This window comes from Nocardia tengchongensis (assembly GCF_054781395.1).
In genome coordinates this window covers 210097-226773 of sequence record NZ_BAAGUM010000015.1, presented here as the reverse complement: position 1 = coordinate 226773, position 16677 = coordinate 210097, and the positions used below count along the sequence as shown (strand labels likewise).

Sequence of the window (16677 nt, the reverse complement as noted above, 5' to 3'; positions counted from 1 at the left end):
GACCGGTCGACAGCACACCCGCTCGCAGTGGTGAATTCACTCGCCGCGAACGACGATGATCGGGCAGTCGACGCTGTGCAGCAGGGCATTGCTGGTGGACCCCAGCAGCATGCCGGTGAAGCCACCGCGGCCGTGGCTGCCCACGACGACCAGCTGCGCGTGTTCGGCCTCGTCCACGAGGAACCGAACCGGCCTGTCCTTGACCAGGATTCGCCGAACCGCGACGTCGGGATAGCGCTCGGCGTAGCCGGCCATCTCCTCGCCGAAGATCGCGTCCTCCTGCTCCTCCACGGTCTCCCAGCCGGACATCGGCATATAGGGGCCGGACACGTCGCTCCAGGCGTGCACCGCGGTCAGCCCGGTCTTGCGCAGCGACGCCTCCTCGAACGCGAGCTCCAGTGCCGCAACACTGTTCGAGGTTCCGTCCACGCCGACCAGCACCGGCTGCCGGGCCGACACCGGGTCCGCAGCCGCGGTCGTGTGGATCACCGCGACCGGGCACTTCGCGTGATGGGTCACCGCGGAGGTGACCGAACCGAGGAGCCCGCGCCGCAACGCCCCCAGCCCGCGGCTGCCGAGCACTACCATCCGGGCGTGCCGTGACAGCTCGATCAGATGGGAAATGATCGGTTCGACCGTGACCTCGGACGACATCGCGACGCCCTCTCCGGTCAGTGTCTCCGACGCGATCCGGGTCGCCTCACCCACGATCCGCTCGCCCTCCGACTCGAGCCACGCGATATCGGAGGCACCGAGTACTGCGGTCGGCGGCGGACCGACCGGCGCGCAGATCGAGGTCACGATGCGCAGCGGACAACCGTGCCGTGCGGCGTCGAGCGCAGCCCACGCCACGGCCTGGTACGAGACTGCGGAACCGTCCACCGCGACGACGATCGCGGGATTCGGATTCGCCTGCGGGGCAGTGTTGTCGGTCATGATGAACTCTCCTGTTCTCCGTATTCGAGTTGCGTCAGCGCTCGCCGGACGAGGTCGCGGGCTCGAGCGGCCACACGACGTCGTGCAGGGGCAGTCGGGGGGTGGCCGGTACCGGGACGGCGCTGGTCGCTCCCCAGCCCATCCGAATGATCAACTGCGGATAACCGAAGTCGCCCAGCAGTTCTCGGCGGATTCGGGTCCGCACGCCGGTGACCTCCAGCGGTTCGCTGAGCGCACAAGTCGCCAGGCCCCGCACCGTGGCCTCGAGCAGCACCGCGCTCGCCGCCTCGCCGGCACCCAGCCAGCCGCGCAGATCGTCGGCGGCGGTGCACACCATCAGCATCCGAGCGGCCTCCTCGGTGTCCCGGACGACCGCCTCGGACAGGTGCGGGTCGCCGAAGGGCCGCACCGTCGGGTCCGACGGCACCACCGCATTGCGCGCCGGCACTCCTTGCGCGCTGGCGTGATGCCCGCTCCACTGCGCCAGTTCGGCGCTGTAGGCCGCGTCGCCGCGATGCGCGGTCGCGGCATCGACGAAGGCGCGCAGCAAACGCGCGTGTTCACCCGTCGCATCGACTTCGCGGACCTGAACTCCCGAGATGTCGGCACCGGCGGCGGCGATCGCGGACACCTGCGCCGGCGGAACCGCCCACGAGGTGAACCGGCGGCGGTCGCTGCGCCGCTGCGCGATCGCCCGGGCCGCCCGGACCGCCGCCTCGTCGACGGCACCCGGCCGAAACTCGACCGAGGCGAGGTGCCGCGGTTCGGCCGGATTCGGGAACCGGTGCACGACCGCGTCCCAGCCGAACGCGCGCAGCGCGATCTGCAGATGATGCAGCGCCGCACCGCAACTCACGACGAGCTCACGGCTGTCGGGGTCGGTGTGGGGCAGGCGCCGGCTGTCGTCGGCGTACAGGTGCACGGTGGTGTCCCCGACCCGCCACAGCCAGGGCTGGGTGTTGTGCACCGACGGCGCCCGCACCGCCAGCGCCAGGGCGGCGTGGACGGTATCGAGATCGGGGTGTTTCGACATCGCGTGTCCTTCCTCGGAATTCGCGTGCTGTTGGCTTCAGCATGGCCCTCGCGGGGGCCGCGGGTGACGGCCGAAAGTCACTCCTCTTCGGGTTGTTCGACCTGGTTTTGTGAGGGCTGGCGGACTACCAGCACCGGGCACCGCGCCATATGCAGCAGCGCGGTGCTCACCGAGCCCAGCAGCATCCCGGTGAACCCGCTGCGGCCGTGGCTGCCGACCACCACCAGCTGGGCCCGCTCCGCATGCTCCAACAGCACCCGTACCGGCGTATCCCAGGCGACGACCCGGTGCACCGTCACCTCCGGATACCGCGCTTCGTAGCCGGCCAGTGCCGAGCCCAGCAGCACGTCCTCGGTCGTGCGGATCGATTCCCAGCCCACCACGGGCAGATCGAAGCCGGTGGTGTCGTTCCAGGCGTGCACCGCGATCAGGTCCACCTTGCGCCGCGACGCCTCCCCGAAGGCGAACTCGATGGCCGGCGCACTGTTCGCCGACCCGTCCACTCCGACCACCACCGGCTTTGATACCGACTCCACGTCCGTCTCGGCGACGCCGTGCACGATCGCCACCGGGCAGTGCGCCTGCCGGGCCAGCACAGTGCTCACCGATCCCAGCACCGCACGCCGGACAGCGCCGAGCCCCCGATTGCCGACCACCAGCAATCGAGCCCGGCGCGATCGATCGATCAGCGCGGTGGTGATCATGTCGAAGATGAGTTCGGTGCTGATGCGCAGACTTTCTCCCGGCACGGCATGCAGGGCAATCCGCGCGGCGTCGGCCAGCACCTGTTGCCCTTCCGCCCGCAGGTCCCGCATATCGTCGGGCCCCAACTCCATGGCTCCCGGCACGATCGGATTCGCGTACGAGGTGACGATCCGCAGCGGACAACCCCGCATCTGCGCCTCGACGGCCGCCCACGCCACCGCCTGATACGAGATCTCGGACCCATCGGTGCCGACGACGATCCCCAGATCATCATGATCCGAACGGTCGACACTCGTTGCGGGGACGGCGTTCTCTTCCATGGCATCTCCTGACTCGGCGATGCCCCGAGCATCCCTCCCGCACCGGACCCGGCACAGGGAACAATGTCACTCCTTGAATCACCGGCCTTGCACTACTTCCATGGACCTAGGGCCCTGCCGATCGCTGGGGATTCGACGGTCGGGAACCCGCCAACGACGGATCCACTATCAGCCAATCAACTTGCTCCGCAACAGAATTCACGCCACAACCGATCCCCTGAGCCTGTACGCGCAGTACACCGGTTCACTGGCGGGTCAGCCACTCCGACAGCCGCGTCCGGGCGAGGCTCGCACCCGGCCCCGGTACCAGCTCGCGGTCCGGCAACGCCCCGAAATACCGGGCCTGTGGGTCGGTGATCACCGTGCGCGGATCGTGGCGGGCGGTCAGCACTGTGCCGATCCATTGGTCCAAGCCGAATACCTCCGGCCCCGCAACCTCGACCATGCCGTTCACCGGGGCGCCCGCTGCGGTCCCGCTGACGGCGGCGGCCACATCCTCGGCGGCCATCGGCTGCACGGCCGCGCCGGACAGCCGCACCTTGCCGTCGGCGGTTGCGGAATCGGCTATCTGCCCGGCGAATTCGAAGAATTGGGTGGCGCGCACGATCGAGTACGGCAGCGCGGAACCTGTGATGAGCTCCTCCTGCGCCACCTTCGCCCGGAGGTACCCGGATTCCGGCAGCCGGTCGGCGCCCACCACCGACAGCGCCACGTAGTGCCCGACACCGGCGGCGCCGGCGGCATCGAGAAGTGTCCTGGTGGAGGTTCGGAAGAATTCCAGGACGTCGTCGTCCTGGAACGACGGCGAGTTGGAGACGTCGACCACCACGTTCGCATCGTGCAGTGCCTCCTTCACGCCCTCGCCGGTGAGTGTGTTCACTCCCTTGCTGGGCGAAGCCGGAACCGCCTCGTGCCCATTTTCGCCGAGCCGGGCTACGACCTTCGAACCGATCAACCCGGTGCCACCGATCACGACGATCTTCAATGCTCACTCCTCCATTCGAGCCCTTGCGGGACGCCGGCTGGGCTGCGATCACAGTCCTGTCGTCAGGACCACGCGGAACCTGGCTTTGCCACTGAGGGCGTGGCGGTATGCGGCGGCCGCGTCGTCGAGCGGCCGCTCCTCGATCATGGCCCGGATGCCGGTCATGGCGGCGAAGTCGAGGGTGCGTTCGACGTCGCGGGCGGTGCCGGCCGGGTGCCCGCGCACGGCCCGGGACTGAAAGATCAGCTGGAAGGGGCTGACCGGGATGGGCGTCGGAACCGCGCCGATGACGATCAGTTCGCCGTCGGTGGACAGGCCGTCGATCGTGGCGGCCATCGCCTCGGAGCTCGCGGCGGTGGCTTGCACGACGCGGGCGCCACCGAGGCGGCGGAGTTCGGCGGCGACATCCTGGGTTGTGGAGTCGATGTAGTGCCGGGCCCCGAGTTTCGTAGCGAGCGGTTCCTTGTCCTGCCCCCGGGCGATCGCGACGGTGTCGAAGCCCATCTTCGCGGCGAACTGGACACCGAGGTGCCCGAGCCCGCCGATGCCGAGGATCGCGACCAGATCGCCGGGGCGGGCCTGGCTGCGGCGCAGCGAGTTGTAGGTGGTCACTCCCGCGCAGGCCATCGGTCCGGCGTCGACCGCGGTGAATTCGTCGGGGATGCGGGCGATCGCGCTGGCCGGGACGACCACGGCTTCGGCGTAGCCGCCCGGATACTGCCAGCCCGGCACCTGGAGGTTCTCGCAATGCATGAAGTCCCCGTCACGACAGTGGTCGCAGTACAGGCACGCACCGCCGAACCAGCCGACGGCCACCCGATCGCCGGGACGCCAGCGGGCGACGCCGTCGCCGACCGCGTCGATGCGACCCGCGATCTCGTGGCCTGGCGTCAGCGGGAACGTGACGCCGGGCAACGCATTGGTTACGAACGCGTTGTCGGAGTGGCAGATGCCGCAGGCTTCAACGGTGACCCGCACCTGCCCCGGTCCTGGATCGGGGATATCGCGAGTGGTCAGGAACAGTTCGCCGTCCGGATGGTCCACCTGGACGGATCGGATGCTGGGCATCGGAAGAACTCCCTCCGGCTGTGAGCGGGCGTGCCAGGCATTTCGCGCAGAATCGCTACAGAGATCGGTTGGCATCGAACAGAACCGGGGCACCTTCGAGGGTAATGCCCCCGCCGGTCCGGGTCGAGACGAAGGCCGGTTCGACGGCCGGGGACCAACCAGGGTTCGGCCCTTTCGGCGACACCGCCCGGATCGCACACTGGGAGATGTAAGCAACCGGCCGGCAACAGGAGGACGAGGAGTGCAGGCAATGAACGCCGCAGAAGAAGTCACCACCCGTATCCCGGGGCGTGTCGAGGCCACCGAGACGTCCTACGCCACCACCAGCGACCTGGTCGACGCACTGAAGCGCGCCGCTGCCGCCCACGGCGAACACGAGGCCCGCAACGGCGGCCAGTACGACACGGCCTGGCCCGAGTGGTACGCGGCCTACATGGTCGCCGAACACCACGGCGAAAAGCTGCCCGAATAACGGACCAGCACGACATCGAGCAAGGAGAAAACAATGACCACCCTTCACATGCACGCGAACGCACATGTGACACCCGAGGAATACGTGGCGGCCCTCACCGACTTCGGTCCCGACCGTTCGCAGCTGTTCGGCAACAGCAAGAACGCCTACCTCGCGGTGCACGGCCGCGACGACCGCCACGCGGACGTCACCGAAGGATCCAGCGGAATCTGGGAGCGGCTCCAGTACGACTGGACCAACCCGCAGCACGTCGTGCTGACCACCACCGAGTCCAACGCGTGGGGCCACGCCTCCGGACACACATACGACCTGACCCCGCGCGCCGACGGCACCACCGATATCGACTACACCGTCGTCCGCGAGGGCAAGAACCTGCGCGGCTGGTTCCTCGGAGCGGTACTCGCCACCGTCGGAAAGAGCGTGCTCACCAAAGCGTTCCGCAATTCGGTGTCCGCGATCGAAGCCCGGGAGGAACCGCGCTCGTGACGGTCGTCGACCAATTCGGTTGGACCGCACGGGTTCCCGCACCGCACAGCTCAGCCGTGGGTGTGTGAGTGATCGTCGAGTAGGTCGCTTTGATGCACGTGACTGTGCGAATGCACAGTCCCATCGTCGTGTGTATGGGTGTGCTCGTGCTCGGTGTGGTCATGCTCGTGCGTGCTGTGCACGTGGGTATGGGTGAGGGTGCCGTGACGGTGCGCGTGGGCATGGGGCTCGACGTGCGGGTGTTCGTCGGTCATATCCCTATTCCTCTTCCGTATCGAGTGAGTTCTACGGCAACGCATACTCATACCACCGGGGTGCGGTGATATCCGGGATGCCCGTTCGGTCGGCGGGTGCCTACCCGCGCGACGATCCGTCATCTTCACCGCGACATAGGCGAGCTCACGCGCTGCCGGCTACTGACTCGGCTGCGGGATGTTGACATGGCAGTCCTCGACTTTGGGGTTGACCCCCATGTAGTTGAGGGGCCCCGCGAGAATGGTCACCGCGATGGTTCCCGTGCTCGCGCAGTTGGTCGGGGCGCTGTCGAAATAGTGTCGTTGCCCAGCGGCGACACCACCGATGATCAGCCAGATGAACAACAGCAAGGTGAAGCCACCACCCGTGGCCGACCGCCTGCCGTAGCGCCAACGGTCTTCGGCGTAAGGTCCCATGATCACTCCCAGGTTCGGCCCGCACCGTCGCCGCGAATCGGATCAGGCCCGTCACTGAGGCAGTACCCGCAAACCCGCGCGTTAAGCGGACCTCTCGGCTACTCACCGCGGCTCACGTCAGCCTGTTGCCGAAACCCCCACTGTGCGCCGCTGTCCCCATCTGTCGGATGCGCCGATTAATTTGTGCGTGCGGCTCCGTCTGTATCCCTGACCCTGGTTACCGCAAGGAAGAAGGACATCATGACCACCGGAAAAGACCTCGTCCTCAGCCACGTTGCCGTACTGGTCGGCGACCAGCAGCAAGCCCTGGAGTTCTACCGTGACGTGATCGGCCTCGAGGTACGCCAGGACATGCCGTTCTTCGGCGACGTCCGCTGGCTCACCGTCGGCCCGGCCACGCAGCCCGGCATCGAGTTCCTGCTCGAAACCCCCACCATGAACCCGAACGAGGCCGCCGTGCAGGCCAATCGCGCCCGCCTGGAGAGCCGCGCCATGGGCACACTGATCTTCGTGACCGAGGACGTCGACGCGACCTTCAAGCGCCTCGAAGCGGCCGGTGTCCCGGTCGAGCAGCCCCTGATCGACCAGCCGTACGGCATGCGCGACTGCGGTTTCGCCGACCCGTGGGGCAACCACCTGCGCTTCTCTCAGCCGCAGGGCTGATCCGGTCGAGGACACAACGGGACCCGTGCACCATCTGTCGCACAGGTCCCGTTGCCGTCCAACTCTATTGGCAGGCCGAATCTGGGTAGGACGGTGTTTTCGAAGACGGTCATGGCGTCGATTCGGTCGCCGGCGAGGGTGAGGACGAAGAGGCCGGATCCGTGGATGCCGGTGGGGGTGTGGCGGTAGACGCCGAAGGCCGGCTGGCCGTTGGCGCGCGTGGCTACGAGTTCGTATGTCGGTGCCGAGCCGAAGATGAAGGCGCAGAAGCGGGCCACGCTGTCTCTGCCCCGGTATTCCAGTGGGATCGGTGGCATCGACATGAAGACGTCGTCGGTCAACAGAGCAACCAGTGCGTCGATGTCGGCGGATTCGTAGGCGGTGACGAACTTTGCCACGATCGCGTCCTCGGCAGGTGAGTTGGCTGCAGACGGCCGTTCTCGGGCCGTGGTCACCGGCTAGTCGACGCTGCATTCCCGCGCGCCCACGCTTGAGAGCGCTTTTGACCGATTCGACGGTGGTGTCCAGCATGTCGGCCACTTCGTTCGCGTGGAATCCGAGGACGTCGCGCAGGATGAGGACGGCGAGCTGGCGGGGCGGCAGGATCTGCAGGGCGGTCACGAAGGCCAGGGAAATGGATTCGGATTGCTCGTAGCGCGCTTCCGGACCGAGCGGCACACTGATCGCTCCGTCCAGGAGGGCGTCGGGATAGGGCTCGAGCCAGTGGATTTCGCCGTATCCGGCGGGTTCGGGTGGTTCGATTCCCGGGATGTCCCACTGCTTCGCGGGACGGCGGCGAGCGGAGCGCAGCGCGTCGAGGCACTGGTTGGTGGCGATGCGGTAGAGCCAGGTGCGCAGGGAGGCGCGCCCGTCGAATCGCTCGAGACCTCGCCAGGCGGCGAGCATCGTGTCCTGGAGGGCGTCCTCGGCATCTTGAAACGATCCGAGCATCCGGTAGCAGTGCACCTGGAGCTCGCGACGGTGTGGCTCGGTCAGCGCTCGGAATGCCTCGCCGTCGCCGGCCCGCGCCCTCGACATCAGGTCCGTTCTCGCCGACCCCACTCCCGCCACCTCATTCATTGTGCGCAGTTCCATGCGGTATGGACGCCGGCCGTTGCGGGAAAGGGGCGGTCGCGGAGCGACCCCTTTTCCTATGCCGCAGCGTCCGAACCAGTGATAGCCGAAAACATGGTCGAAGGAGCACCGAAATGGGAAAGATCGTCATCAGCGCAAACGCCACCCTCGACGGGGTGGTCCAAGACCCGGATGGCCAGGAAGGCTTCGAGCTGGGCGGCTGGTTCCGCCAGTCCGTGGGAGACACGGACCTCGCAGAATGGGTCGCCCGGGAGACGGAAGAAGTGCTGGGTGCCGCGGCACTCCTGCTGGGCAGGCGGAGCTGTGAGTGGTTCGCGTCCCGGATGCCGTCGAGCGAGGTCCGCGTGAGCCCCGAGTGGGCGGACAGGATGAACAGCATCCCCAAGTACGTCGTGTCGTCGACGCTCGAGCATCCTCGGTGGAGCAACGTCACGGTCCTCAACGGCGATGCGGCAAAGGAGATTTCGGAGCTGAAGCGGACGGTCGACGGGGAAATCCTGGTCTACGGCAGCTATCAGCTGGTTCGCACACTGATCGAACAGAACCTGGCCGATGAACTGCGGCTGGTGGTTTTCCCCGTCGTGCTGGACGCCGGTCTGCGCCTCTTCGACGAGACCGGCGACAACAAGCCGCTGCACCTGGTCGACACCCGAAGGATCGGTGATGGCCTGATGTTCTGCACCTACGCATTCACGCAAGGGTGAGCGGCCGCTACCGAAGAACCAAGCCCCCGTCCGCGATGAGGGTTTGACCGGTCATCGCGGCCGCGTCGTCGCGGGCGAGCATCGCGACGACGGCCGCGGTGTCGTCGGGAATCAGTGGCCGGGGCAAGGACTGGTGGGCGGCGACGTCCTCGAACTCCTCCGCGGGAACCACGGTGGTGGCGGGAGTCCGGGTGAGGCCGGGGGCGACGGCCATGGCGGCGATTCCGTCGGCGCCGAGCCCGACGGCCATCGTTCGCATCATCCCGATCAGCGCGCCCTTGGACGCGACATAGGCGATCTGGTGGCCGCCGGCGGGACGCCAGAAGGTGTTGGAGACAACGAAGATCAGGCGGCCGAACCCGCGCTCCCGCATTCCCGGCACGAACGCCTGGGTCAGCAGGAGCGCGGATTCGACATTGACGGCATGTACCTGCCGCCAGACGTCGAGGTCGATCTCATCGATGGGTGTGAAGGCGACCATTGCGGCGGCGTGCACCAGGACGTCGACCCTGCCGTACTCCGACAGGACCTCTCGCGCCGCACGCCGCACCGCCTCGGCGTCGGCGAGATCGACCTGGACGTCGCCGTCGAACCCGAGCACGACGACGGTGTGATCGACGGCCAGTCGTTCGACAATTGCTCCGCCGATCGCCCCCGCTCCCCCGGTGACGACGGCGACCCGTCCGGTTCGGTCGCTACTGACAGACATCTGCGTGCTCCTCTGGTCCGTTGGATTACCCGACGGCGACACCCTCGAGGGCCCGCATGTCCTTGGCGAGGAGGGCGTCGAGGCTGCGCTCGAAGACCGCGGCGGGGGTGGTGTCGCTCATCGTGTATTCCGTTCGGGTTGCTGGTTTCTCAGAAGCCGTAGGCGGGGAGGATCGCGCCGGAGACCGGGGCACCGGATTCGGTGACGAGGTGCACCAACTGGTCGGCGATCTGCTCGGGCGTCGTCGCGTGATCGAGCACCTCCGCGGGCAGGAACGGACTCGGTCGCGGTTCGAGTCACCTCGTTCAGATGGCCGTTCACCCAGCCCCGGTGGTTCGGCGGGTATTTCGCGAGATAGGCGGTGGCTCGAAGCTACTCCGGCGGGGCGGTCCGGGCTCGGCCGTCGTCGGTGCGGTAGCCGAGGGCGTAGCTCGGGCAGCGGTCGATGACTTCGACGATGTCGTCGACCGAGGCGGCGGCCGGGTCGATCCACGGCCGCCGGTCGCGGTCGAAGACCGGGGGGAGGCCGCGGACGCATTCCGCGGCGTGGCGGCAGCGGCCCGGTTCCCAGGTGATCGTGATGCCGGGCGCGGTGTACTCGCGAATCGCGTCCGATCCCTCGTGCGCCATGAGATCTCCTTCTGTCGGCGGGCCGATCCCTCTCGCCACTGTAAACCTCGCGGAATGCCCGGCATTCCCGGCGGATCGGTTCCGCTGATCGTGCCGGAATCGCTCGATCACCGGAGCGAGGGTGGGGGCGTCGACGATGAGATCGATGTGTCCGCCCGGGTGCAGGTGCACGGTCGCGTGTGGCAGGAGACGGGCCATGAGGCGGGCGTTGACGACCGGGACGATGGGGTCGTCGGTCCCGGCCACGATCAGGGTGCGCTGGCGGATGAGCGGGAGGGCGAACAGGCTCGTCCATGCCGAACCGGCCAGGAGCTGATGCTGATAGCCGATGCGAGAACCGGCCATCAGCTGCCGGTCGAAGAGCCGTTCGACGATGCCGGGGTCGTTGCGGGCGCTGCCACCGTAGAGCTCGCCCGCGATCCGGGCCGCGTAGCGGTGATCGAGAAAACGTTGCGGGGTGAGCATTTTCAGCAGTACGCGCGGCCGCCCGGGCACCATGAGGACACCGGTTCCGGTGGACGCCAGGATCAGGCGACGGCAGCGCAGCGGGTACTGGAAGGCGAACTGCTGGGCCAGCGCACCGCCCCAGGACAGACCCAGCACATCGACCTGCCCGTGTACGCCGACCCTGCCCAGCAGCCCGCGCAGCACCGCCGCGAGGTACGGAAAGCCGTACGGCAGTGGCGAATCCGGTGAGCCGCCGGTGCCGGGCACGTCGAACCGCACCACGGTGGTGTCCGGATCCAGGGCGTCCACCAGCGGGTCGAGTACCTCGAGGGCGGCCCCGATCCCGTTGCACACCACCAGCGGCACCCCGCTCCCCCAGCGGATGCTGACCCGGATCTGCTGTCCCAGTACCGGTATCAGCCGCTGCTCGACTCCGTTGTCGGGCACCGGTGCGCTCACGGGTACAGGACGACGACGTCGGCGACGCAGGCCGGGCGGCTGCCGCCGTCGATCTCGTAGGTGAGCCCGAAGACGGCTTCGATCCCGGATGTCTTCTGCTGCACATCTTTCACTGTCACCGCCGTCCGGATCTTCGACCCCACGGGCACCGGTGCGGGGAAGCGCACCTTGTTCAGGCCGTAGTTGAGGGCTGCGGTGAGGTCGCGGATCTCGAGGACGTCGGCGATGGCCACCGGTGCGAGCGACAGGGTGAGGTAGCCGTGGGCGATGGTGCCGCCGAACGGTCCGGCCGCCGCACGCCGGGGGTCGGTGTGGATCCACTGGTGGTCGTCGGTGGCGTCGGCGAACAGATCCACCTGTTCCTGGGTGATCTCGATCCATTCGGTGACGCCGAGCTGCTGTCCGGTGAGGCCGATCAGGTCGGCGGGTGCGTCGAGTCGGGTTGTCATGATGGTCCTTTCGGTAGATGAGCGCGTGGCTGCGCGGATCAGCGGGAGAGCACGTATCGTCCGGGTGCGGGGGCCAGCGGCGGTAGTTCCGCGGTACCGAGCGTCGCCGGGGCGTCGCGCAGCGGGCCGCTGCGGTCGGCGAGCCAGTCGGTGAAGTCGGGCCACCACGAACCCTGCTGTTGCACGGCCGAATCCACCCATCGGCCCGGATCGGTGTCGTCGGGGGCGCCGATCCGATAGGCGGCCTTGGGGTTTCCGGGCGGATTGACCAGCGCCGCGATGTGCCCGCTGGTGGACAGCACGAACCGCGGGTCCTTGCTGCCCAGCAGCCGGGCGCTGCGGTAGCACGCCTGCCAGGGCGAGATGTGGTCGGTCAGTCCCGCCACCACGTAGCTGTCCACGGTCACTCGCGACAGATCGACGGGTGTGCCGAGCAAGCTGACCGAATTGGGTTCGGTGAGCCCGTTGCGCAGGCCCAGCAAGACCATGTCGCGGTGCAGGGCGGCGGTCATGCGCGTGGTGTCGGCGTTCCAGAACAGCACGTCGAAGGGCACAGGTTCACGGCCCTGCAGATAGTTGTTGACCCAGTACCGCCACACCAGATCGGTGGGCCGCAGCCAGGCGAACATCTCCGCCAGCGCCGCACCGTCGAGGTACCCCTTGCGGGCCGACGCGGCGATGGCCAGGTGCGCGGTCTCCTCGTCGAGGGCGGCCGCGGCGAAGCCCGCATGGGACTGGTCCAGCACCGTCACCATGAGCGTGAGGCTCGCCAGTCGATCTTCCTGCCCGATCTCGGCGAGGTGGGCGGCGGTCATGGCCGCGAGGATCCCGCCCGAGCACGAGGCCTGCAGGTGTGTCCGCTCGGAGCCGGTGACGCTCTCCACCGCGGTGAGCGCGTCGAGGATGGCCTGCCCGTAGGTGTCGAATCCCCAGTCGCGTTGCTTCGCACCGGGATTGCGCCACGAGATGGCGAACACCTGTTGTCCCTGAGACAGGAAATACTCGATCATGCTACGGCCGGGCGCGATATCCATGATGTAGTACTTGTTGATCACCGGCGGCACCATGAGCAACGGCACCGTGCGCACCTGCTGGGTCGTCGGCGTGTAGTGGATGAGTTCGAAGACGTCGGTGCGCAACACCACCGATCCCGGGGTGGCTGCGAGGTTCTCGCCGACGGTGAAAGCGTCCGACGCCACCATGGCGGGAATGCGTGGCGCACTGGCCATGTCGCCGAGGAAGTGCCGTAGTCCGCGGACCGCGCTGAGTCCGCCGGTGTCGACGAGCGCCTTCCAGCCCAGCGGATTGAGCAGCGGATTGTTGCTCGGTGCGAGCGCTTCGACGGCATTGTCGACGACGAACCGCATGCACAGCTCGTCACGCCAGTCGAGGTCGGCGTCCGAGAGCAGGGTCTCGGCGGCGCCACCGGCCGCCAGGTACGCCTGCATGGCGCGTTTGAGCAGCGGATTGCCCTGCCAGGCCGGATCGGCGAACCGCTTGTCGGATCGGGCCGGAGCCCGCGCGGAGCGGCCGCGCGCGATCTCGACCAGTTCTCGGCCCAGAGCGGAGGCGCGCTTGCCGACCACCCCGGGTCGGCGGGCGAGATGCACGGCCAGCCGGCTCCAGGAGTCGTTGGGCATCATGCGTCGTCCCATGCCCATGGCCGAGCTGGTCAGCAGCAGATCCAGCGGTGCGGCCAGTTCTTCGGCGTGCGCGGTATCGGTCACCATGACTTCACTCCCATGTTCGAGTTCATGGCGAAAAGGTAGGCGCGGACACGCGGCTTGCCATTGTCTCGGCGAGACGAAGAATCGGCCGGTCATTGTCTCGGCCGGGGTGAGCGATCTCTCGATGGTGGTGGGCCGCACCGGGAATCCCAGCGGACGGGGTCAGTCCGGCTGATCGTGCCGCAATACCACCGGCCCGTACCAATGGCACACCAGCAGCGCCAGTTCGATGTCGATACGGTCCCCCGCGATCGGCCTGCCACGTCGCGCGACGGCCCGACCGACCCGGTACTTCACCGAATTGAAGTGCAGATCCAGTTCCCCAGCCGCCGCCTTGAAACTCGAACCGCTGCCCAGGAATACGCGCAGCGTCTCCCGCAGCCGTTCATCGCTCTCGGTGTCATAGGCAAGGTCCCCGAGCACCCCCCGCACCCAGTCTCGGGTCTCGGCGAGGTCGCCGCCCAGAAGCGCCACCGTCAACAGTCCCGGATCCGACGCGGACACAATCGGATTCGCCGTTCCACGCGCGAGCGCCACCATATGGGCGGCTTCGGCCTGCCGATGCGACGTCCGGAAGCCCTCGACCCCGGCGGCGGCCGAGCCGATCGAAATGCCGGGCACACCGGTTCCGGCCAACGCTCCGGTCCGCAGGTGGACGGCGGGATCGGGCGGGGCTCCCCGGTAGGGCAACCAGGCCCACGCGCACGTCGGATCCGCGGCGACGAACAGGGGCGGAGCGTCGGTGGCGAGGTCTCGGGAGAGTTCGCGGACGAACTGCTGCAGACGCGGGATGTGGTCGTCCTCGGCATCCGGGTACCACAGGACCAGGGCGACATGATGCCAGCGCAAAGGGTAGCGGATGGTGGTGGAGGTGGCGTCCGGATCCACGGGCTTGCGACTGTCGAGCAATTCGCGCACGCGCAGGGCGCGCAGGCTGTTGCGGGTTTCGAGCCAGCGTTCACGCTCGTCGTCGTAGATGACGATGACCTGCTCGGTGATGCGGTCGATGTAGTCGAACAGGATGCCGGTGATGCGCTCGATGGCGGTGAGCCGGTCGCCGGGCGGGATCGCCATTTCTTGGAGTTCATCGTAGACCAGTTCGGTCAGGCGACGCTGCCCCAGCCGGTAGGCACGTACCAGGGTATGGGACGGAACACCTTGCTGGGCAAGGCGTCTGGCGTATTCGACGGCGGCGGCTGGGGCCTGGATGCTCTCCATCGGGATGTCGTGACGCAGCGCGTGCAGCAGGGTGTCGACATTGGCTTCGACGCTCGCGCCCAGGAGTTCGGCGGTGCGGGTGTCACCCCGCAGAGCGCTGATGTCCTCTTCGAGGGCGGCGCGGATGGCCGCGCTCAACTGCGTCACCCTGGCGTTCATCCGGGCGGCTATCGATTCCACATAGCGGTCTGCCGCGGCCTGCTCGCCGCGCCGCGCAACCGTCACCCTTCCCACGGTAGTTCCGGCCAAGGTGATGGCGAGTGCTTTGCGGGGTTTCCGGGACACCGGTCTTGTCCTCCGGAGACAACGGCCGGCCCGAACTTCGTTCACGCACGACGGTGGCAGAGGGACCGGAAATTCCTACCGTGGTCGCCATCGCATTCGACCTCCGCCAAGGACCACGCCCATGAATCTCTCCGAACTCCCCGATCGCCGAGCCGCGACGGCTCCGGACGCCCCGGCGCTCGCCGACGATCGCGTCGCGCTCGACAACACCGGTTTCCTCGCGGCGGTCCAGCGAGCCGCGTCGATGCTCGGTGAGGTCGGCGTAGGGACCGGCGATGTCGTGGCGGTCATGCTGCCCAATACCGCCGATCTGGTGGTCGCGCTGTTCGCCGCGTGGCGGCTCGGCGCGGCCGCGACCCCGGTGAATCCGGCCCTGACCGCGGAGGAGATCGATTTCCAGGTCGCCGACGCGGGCGCGAAGGTGCTCGTCACCGACCGGGCGTTCACGGGCTCCGTGGGCACGGTCGTCTCCGTCGAGCGTTTGCGCGCCGGCGGGCTCGAGCCCGCCGCCCCACCCGCCGCGACGCCCACGGACGCCCTCGCCCTGCTGATCTACACCAGCGGCACCACCGGCCGCCCCAAGGGCGTCATGCTCGACCACACCAATCTGCTCGCCATGTCCGGCATGGTCATCGACGCACTGGAGTTGACCGCCGCCGACCACAGCCTGCTGATCCTGCCGCTGTTCCACGTCAACGGCATCGTGGTGAGTGTGCTGTCGCCGCTGCTGGCGGGCGGGCGCACCACCGTGGCGGGCCGCTTCGACACGGCCGGCTTCTTCGACCGGATCGAGTCCTCGCGCCCCACCTATTTCTCGGCGGTACCGACCATCTACACGATGCTGGCCGGCCTGCCCGCCCGCGTCCGCCCGGACACCTCCTCGATCCGTTTCGCGATCTGCGGGGCCGCGCCGGCGAGCGCAGAGTTGCTCGCCGGATTCGAGGCCCGCTACGGCATCCCGATCATCGAGGGCTACGGACTGTCGGAATGCACCTGCGCGTGCACCATCAATCCGCTTGCCGGACCGCGGAAACCGGGCACCGTCGGCCTGCCCCTCCCAGGCCAGCGCATCCGCGTCCTGACCGCCGACGGCTACGACGCGGCGCCGGGCGAGATCGGCGAGGTGCTGGTCTCCGGCCCGAATATCATGCGCGGCTACCTGAATCGGCCCCTGGCGACCGCCGCCACCGTCATGGACGGCTGGCTGTACACCGGCGATATCGGGCAGCTCGATGCCGACGGCTACCTCACCCTGGTGGACCGCGCCAAGGACATGATCATCCGCGGCGGCGAGAACATCTACCCCAAGGAGATCGAGACCGTCGTCTACCGGTTGCCCGGGATCGCCGAGGCCGCCGTGGTCGGCCGCCCCGATCCCGTCTACGGCGAACAGCCGATCCTGTTCGTCGCGCTCACCGCCGGCGCCACCCTGGACGCCACCGCCATTCGCGAGCACGCCCGTACCGGTCTCGCGAAATTCAAACTGCCCGTATCGATCCGGGTTCTCGACGAGCTGCCCAAGAACGCCGTCGGCAAGATCGACAAACCCGCGTTGCGGCGACTCGACGCTCGAACCCACTGAACCCCAACCCTATTCATCAGTCAGGAGAATTGT

The 16677-nt window shown here is 67.9% G+C and carries 18 protein-coding genes and 2 pseudogenes; 5 read left to right on the top strand and 15 right to left on the bottom strand.

Annotated elements, in window-relative coordinates; translation table 11 throughout:
- Positions 1 to 36 precede the first annotated feature (36 nt).
- From ACYVKL_RS27550 to ACYVKL_RS27530, 5 genes are all read right to left on the bottom strand, one after another.
- Positions 37 to 936 (bottom strand): universal stress protein, encoded by a 900-nt coding sequence (locus ACYVKL_RS27550; protein WP_379166045.1) that lies wholly within the window; start codon positions 934 to 936, stop codon positions 37 to 39.
- A 34-nt stretch (positions 937 to 970) separates the two neighbouring features.
- Positions 971 to 1969 carry an Acg family FMN-binding oxidoreductase gene (locus ACYVKL_RS27545; protein ID WP_379166044.1) on the bottom strand — a complete coding sequence of 333 codons (999 nt, stop codon included), beginning with the start codon at positions 1967 to 1969 and terminating at the stop codon, positions 971 to 973.
- A 77-nt stretch (positions 1970 to 2046) separates the two neighbouring features.
- Positions 2047 to 2994 carry a universal stress protein gene (locus tag ACYVKL_RS27540; RefSeq protein ID WP_379166043.1) on the bottom strand — a complete coding sequence of 316 codons (948 nt, stop codon included), beginning with the start codon at positions 2992 to 2994 and terminating at the stop codon, positions 2047 to 2049.
- A 244-nt stretch (positions 2995 to 3238) separates the two neighbouring features.
- Positions 3239 to 3979: an SDR family oxidoreductase gene (locus ACYVKL_RS27535; RefSeq protein ID WP_379166042.1), complete on the bottom strand. Its 741-nt coding sequence runs from the start codon at positions 3977 to 3979 to the stop codon at positions 3239 to 3241.
- Between the two features lie 48 nt (positions 3980 to 4027).
- Positions 4028 to 5047, bottom strand: a complete 1020-nt coding sequence (locus tag ACYVKL_RS27530; RefSeq protein WP_379166040.1) for an alcohol dehydrogenase — start codon at positions 5045 to 5047, stop codon at positions 4028 to 4030.
- 250 nt (positions 5048 to 5297) lie between these two features.
- Between ACYVKL_RS27530 and ACYVKL_RS27525 the strand changes: the two genes are divergently transcribed.
- A complete protein-coding gene (locus ACYVKL_RS27525) occupies positions 5298 to 5519 on the top strand; it encodes a glyoxalase (protein ID WP_379166039.1) in 222 nt (73 codons plus the stop codon).
- 33 nt (positions 5520 to 5552) lie between these two features.
- Positions 5553 to 6005 (top strand): SRPBCC family protein, encoded by a 453-nt coding sequence (locus ACYVKL_RS27520; RefSeq protein ID WP_379166038.1) that lies wholly within the window; start codon positions 5553 to 5555, stop codon positions 6003 to 6005.
- Positions 6006 to 6055: 50 nt separating this feature from the next.
- On the opposite strand, the gene ACYVKL_RS27515 is transcribed toward ACYVKL_RS27520, so the two are convergent.
- Together ACYVKL_RS27515 and ACYVKL_RS27510 are read right to left on the bottom strand one after the other, a co-directional pair.
- On the bottom strand, positions 6056 to 6259 hold the full coding sequence (locus tag ACYVKL_RS27515; RefSeq protein ID WP_379166036.1) for a zinc transporter Slc39a7: 204 nt from the start codon (positions 6257 to 6259) through the stop codon (positions 6056 to 6058).
- A gap of 159 nt (positions 6260 to 6418) precedes the next feature.
- A complete protein-coding gene (locus tag ACYVKL_RS27510) occupies positions 6419 to 6676 on the bottom strand; it encodes a hypothetical protein (protein ID WP_379166019.1) in 258 nt (85 codons plus the stop codon).
- Positions 6677 to 6916: 240 nt separating this feature from the next.
- Between ACYVKL_RS27510 and ACYVKL_RS27505 the strand changes: the two genes are divergently transcribed.
- Positions 6917 to 7339 (top strand): VOC family protein, encoded by a 423-nt coding sequence (locus tag ACYVKL_RS27505; protein ID WP_213555253.1) that lies wholly within the window; start codon positions 6917 to 6919, stop codon positions 7337 to 7339.
- On the opposite strand, the gene ACYVKL_RS27500 is transcribed toward ACYVKL_RS27505, so the two are convergent.
- Complete coding sequence (locus tag ACYVKL_RS27500) at positions 7324 to 7737, bottom strand: nuclear transport factor 2 family protein (RefSeq protein ID WP_379166035.1); 414 nt, start codon at positions 7735 to 7737, stop codon at positions 7324 to 7326. The two genes, ACYVKL_RS27505 and ACYVKL_RS27500, sit on opposite strands and share 16 nt — an antisense overlap.
- 121 nt (positions 7738 to 7858) lie before the next feature.
- Positions 7859 to 8377 (bottom strand): annotated as a pseudogene (locus tag ACYVKL_RS27495) (RNA polymerase subunit sigma-70); the annotation flags it as partial.
- Between the two features lie 170 nt (positions 8378 to 8547).
- On the opposite strand from ACYVKL_RS27495, the gene ACYVKL_RS27490 reads away from it, so the two are divergent.
- On the top strand, positions 8548 to 9138 hold the full coding sequence (locus tag ACYVKL_RS27490) for a dihydrofolate reductase family protein (protein ID WP_379166034.1): 591 nt from the start codon (positions 8548 to 8550) through the stop codon (positions 9136 to 9138).
- A gap of 7 nt (positions 9139 to 9145) precedes the next feature.
- Here the strand turns inward: ACYVKL_RS27490 and ACYVKL_RS27485 are convergent, their stop codons facing one another.
- The 6 genes and pseudogenes from ACYVKL_RS27485 to ACYVKL_RS27460 form a co-directional block, all read right to left on the bottom strand.
- Positions 9146 to 9847 carry an SDR family NAD(P)-dependent oxidoreductase gene (locus ACYVKL_RS27485; RefSeq protein ID WP_379166033.1) on the bottom strand — a complete coding sequence of 234 codons (702 nt, stop codon included), beginning with the start codon at positions 9845 to 9847 and terminating at the stop codon, positions 9146 to 9148.
- 372 nt (positions 9848 to 10219) lie between these two features.
- A complete protein-coding gene (locus tag ACYVKL_RS27480; RefSeq protein ID WP_379166673.1) occupies positions 10220 to 10477 on the bottom strand; it encodes a (4Fe-4S)-binding protein in 258 nt (85 codons plus the stop codon).
- A 75-nt stretch (positions 10478 to 10552) separates the two neighbouring features.
- Positions 10553 to 11383, bottom strand: a pseudogene (phaZ, locus tag ACYVKL_RS27475) (poly(3-hydroxyalkanoate) depolymerase); the annotation flags it as partial.
- Positions 11380 to 11832: a MaoC family dehydratase gene (locus tag ACYVKL_RS27470; RefSeq protein ID WP_379166032.1), complete on the bottom strand. Its 453-nt coding sequence runs from the start codon at positions 11830 to 11832 to the stop codon at positions 11380 to 11382. The gene ACYVKL_RS27470 and the pseudogene phaZ, both read right to left, overlap by 4 nt.
- Before the next feature lie 38 nt (positions 11833 to 11870).
- Positions 11871 to 13562 (bottom strand): PHA/PHB synthase family protein, encoded by a 1692-nt coding sequence (locus ACYVKL_RS27465; protein WP_379166031.1) that lies wholly within the window; start codon positions 13560 to 13562, stop codon positions 11871 to 11873.
- A gap of 159 nt (positions 13563 to 13721) precedes the next feature.
- Entirely contained in the window at positions 13722 to 15002 is a 1281-nt protein-coding gene (locus ACYVKL_RS27460) for an RsbRD N-terminal domain-containing protein (protein WP_379166030.1), read from the bottom strand.
- Between the two features lie 181 nt (positions 15003 to 15183).
- Between ACYVKL_RS27460 and ACYVKL_RS27455 the strand changes: the two genes are divergently transcribed.
- On the top strand, positions 15184 to 16644 hold the full coding sequence (locus tag ACYVKL_RS27455) for a class I adenylate-forming enzyme family protein (protein ID WP_379166029.1): 1461 nt from the start codon (positions 15184 to 15186) through the stop codon (positions 16642 to 16644).
- Positions 16645 to 16677 lie beyond the last annotated feature (33 nt).

Excerpts from the sequence above, each read along its gene's own strand:
- ACYVKL_RS27550 (WP_379166045.1), bottom strand. The coding sequence starts at position 936 with ATGACCGACAACACTGCCCCGCAGGCGAATCCGAATCCCGCGATCGTC.
- ACYVKL_RS27545 (WP_379166044.1), bottom strand. The coding sequence starts at position 1,969 with ATGTCGAAACACCCCGATCTCGATACCGTCCACGCCGCCCTGGCGCTG.
- ACYVKL_RS27540 (WP_379166043.1), bottom strand. The coding sequence starts at position 2,994 with ATGGAAGAGAACGCCGTCCCCGCAACGAGTGTCGACCGTTCGGATCAT.
- ACYVKL_RS27530 (WP_379166040.1), bottom strand. The coding sequence starts at position 5,047 with ATGCCCAGCATCCGATCCGTCCAGGTGGACCATCCGGACGGCGAACTG.
- ACYVKL_RS27525 (WP_379166039.1), top strand. The coding sequence starts at position 5,298 with ATGAACGCCGCAGAAGAAGTCACCACCCGTATCCCGGGGCGTGTCGAG.
- ACYVKL_RS27520 (WP_379166038.1), top strand. The coding sequence starts at position 5,553 with ATGACCACCCTTCACATGCACGCGAACGCACATGTGACACCCGAGGAA.
- ACYVKL_RS27515 (WP_379166036.1), bottom strand. The coding sequence starts at position 6,259 with ATGACCGACGAACACCCGCACGTCGAGCCCCATGCCCACGCGCACCGT.
- ACYVKL_RS27510 (WP_379166019.1), bottom strand. The coding sequence starts at position 6,676 with ATGGGACCTTACGCCGAAGACCGTTGGCGCTACGGCAGGCGGTCGGCC.
- ACYVKL_RS27505 (WP_213555253.1), top strand. The coding sequence starts at position 6,917 with ATGACCACCGGAAAAGACCTCGTCCTCAGCCACGTTGCCGTACTGGTC.
- ACYVKL_RS27490 (WP_379166034.1), top strand. The coding sequence starts at position 8,548 with ATGGGAAAGATCGTCATCAGCGCAAACGCCACCCTCGACGGGGTGGTC.
- ACYVKL_RS27485 (WP_379166033.1), bottom strand. The coding sequence starts at position 9,847 with ATGTCTGTCAGTAGCGACCGAACCGGACGGGTCGCCGTCGTCACCGGG.
- ACYVKL_RS27480 (WP_379166673.1), bottom strand. The coding sequence starts at position 10,477 with ATGGCGCACGAGGGATCGGACGCGATTCGCGAGTACACCGCGCCCGGC.
- ACYVKL_RS27470 (WP_379166032.1), bottom strand. The coding sequence starts at position 11,832 with ATGACAACCCGACTCGACGCACCCGCCGACCTGATCGGCCTCACCGGA.
- ACYVKL_RS27465 (WP_379166031.1), bottom strand. The coding sequence starts at position 13,562 with ATGGTGACCGATACCGCGCACGCCGAAGAACTGGCCGCACCGCTGGAT.
- ACYVKL_RS27455 (WP_379166029.1), top strand. The coding sequence starts at position 15,184 with ATGAATCTCTCCGAACTCCCCGATCGCCGAGCCGCGACGGCTCCGGAC.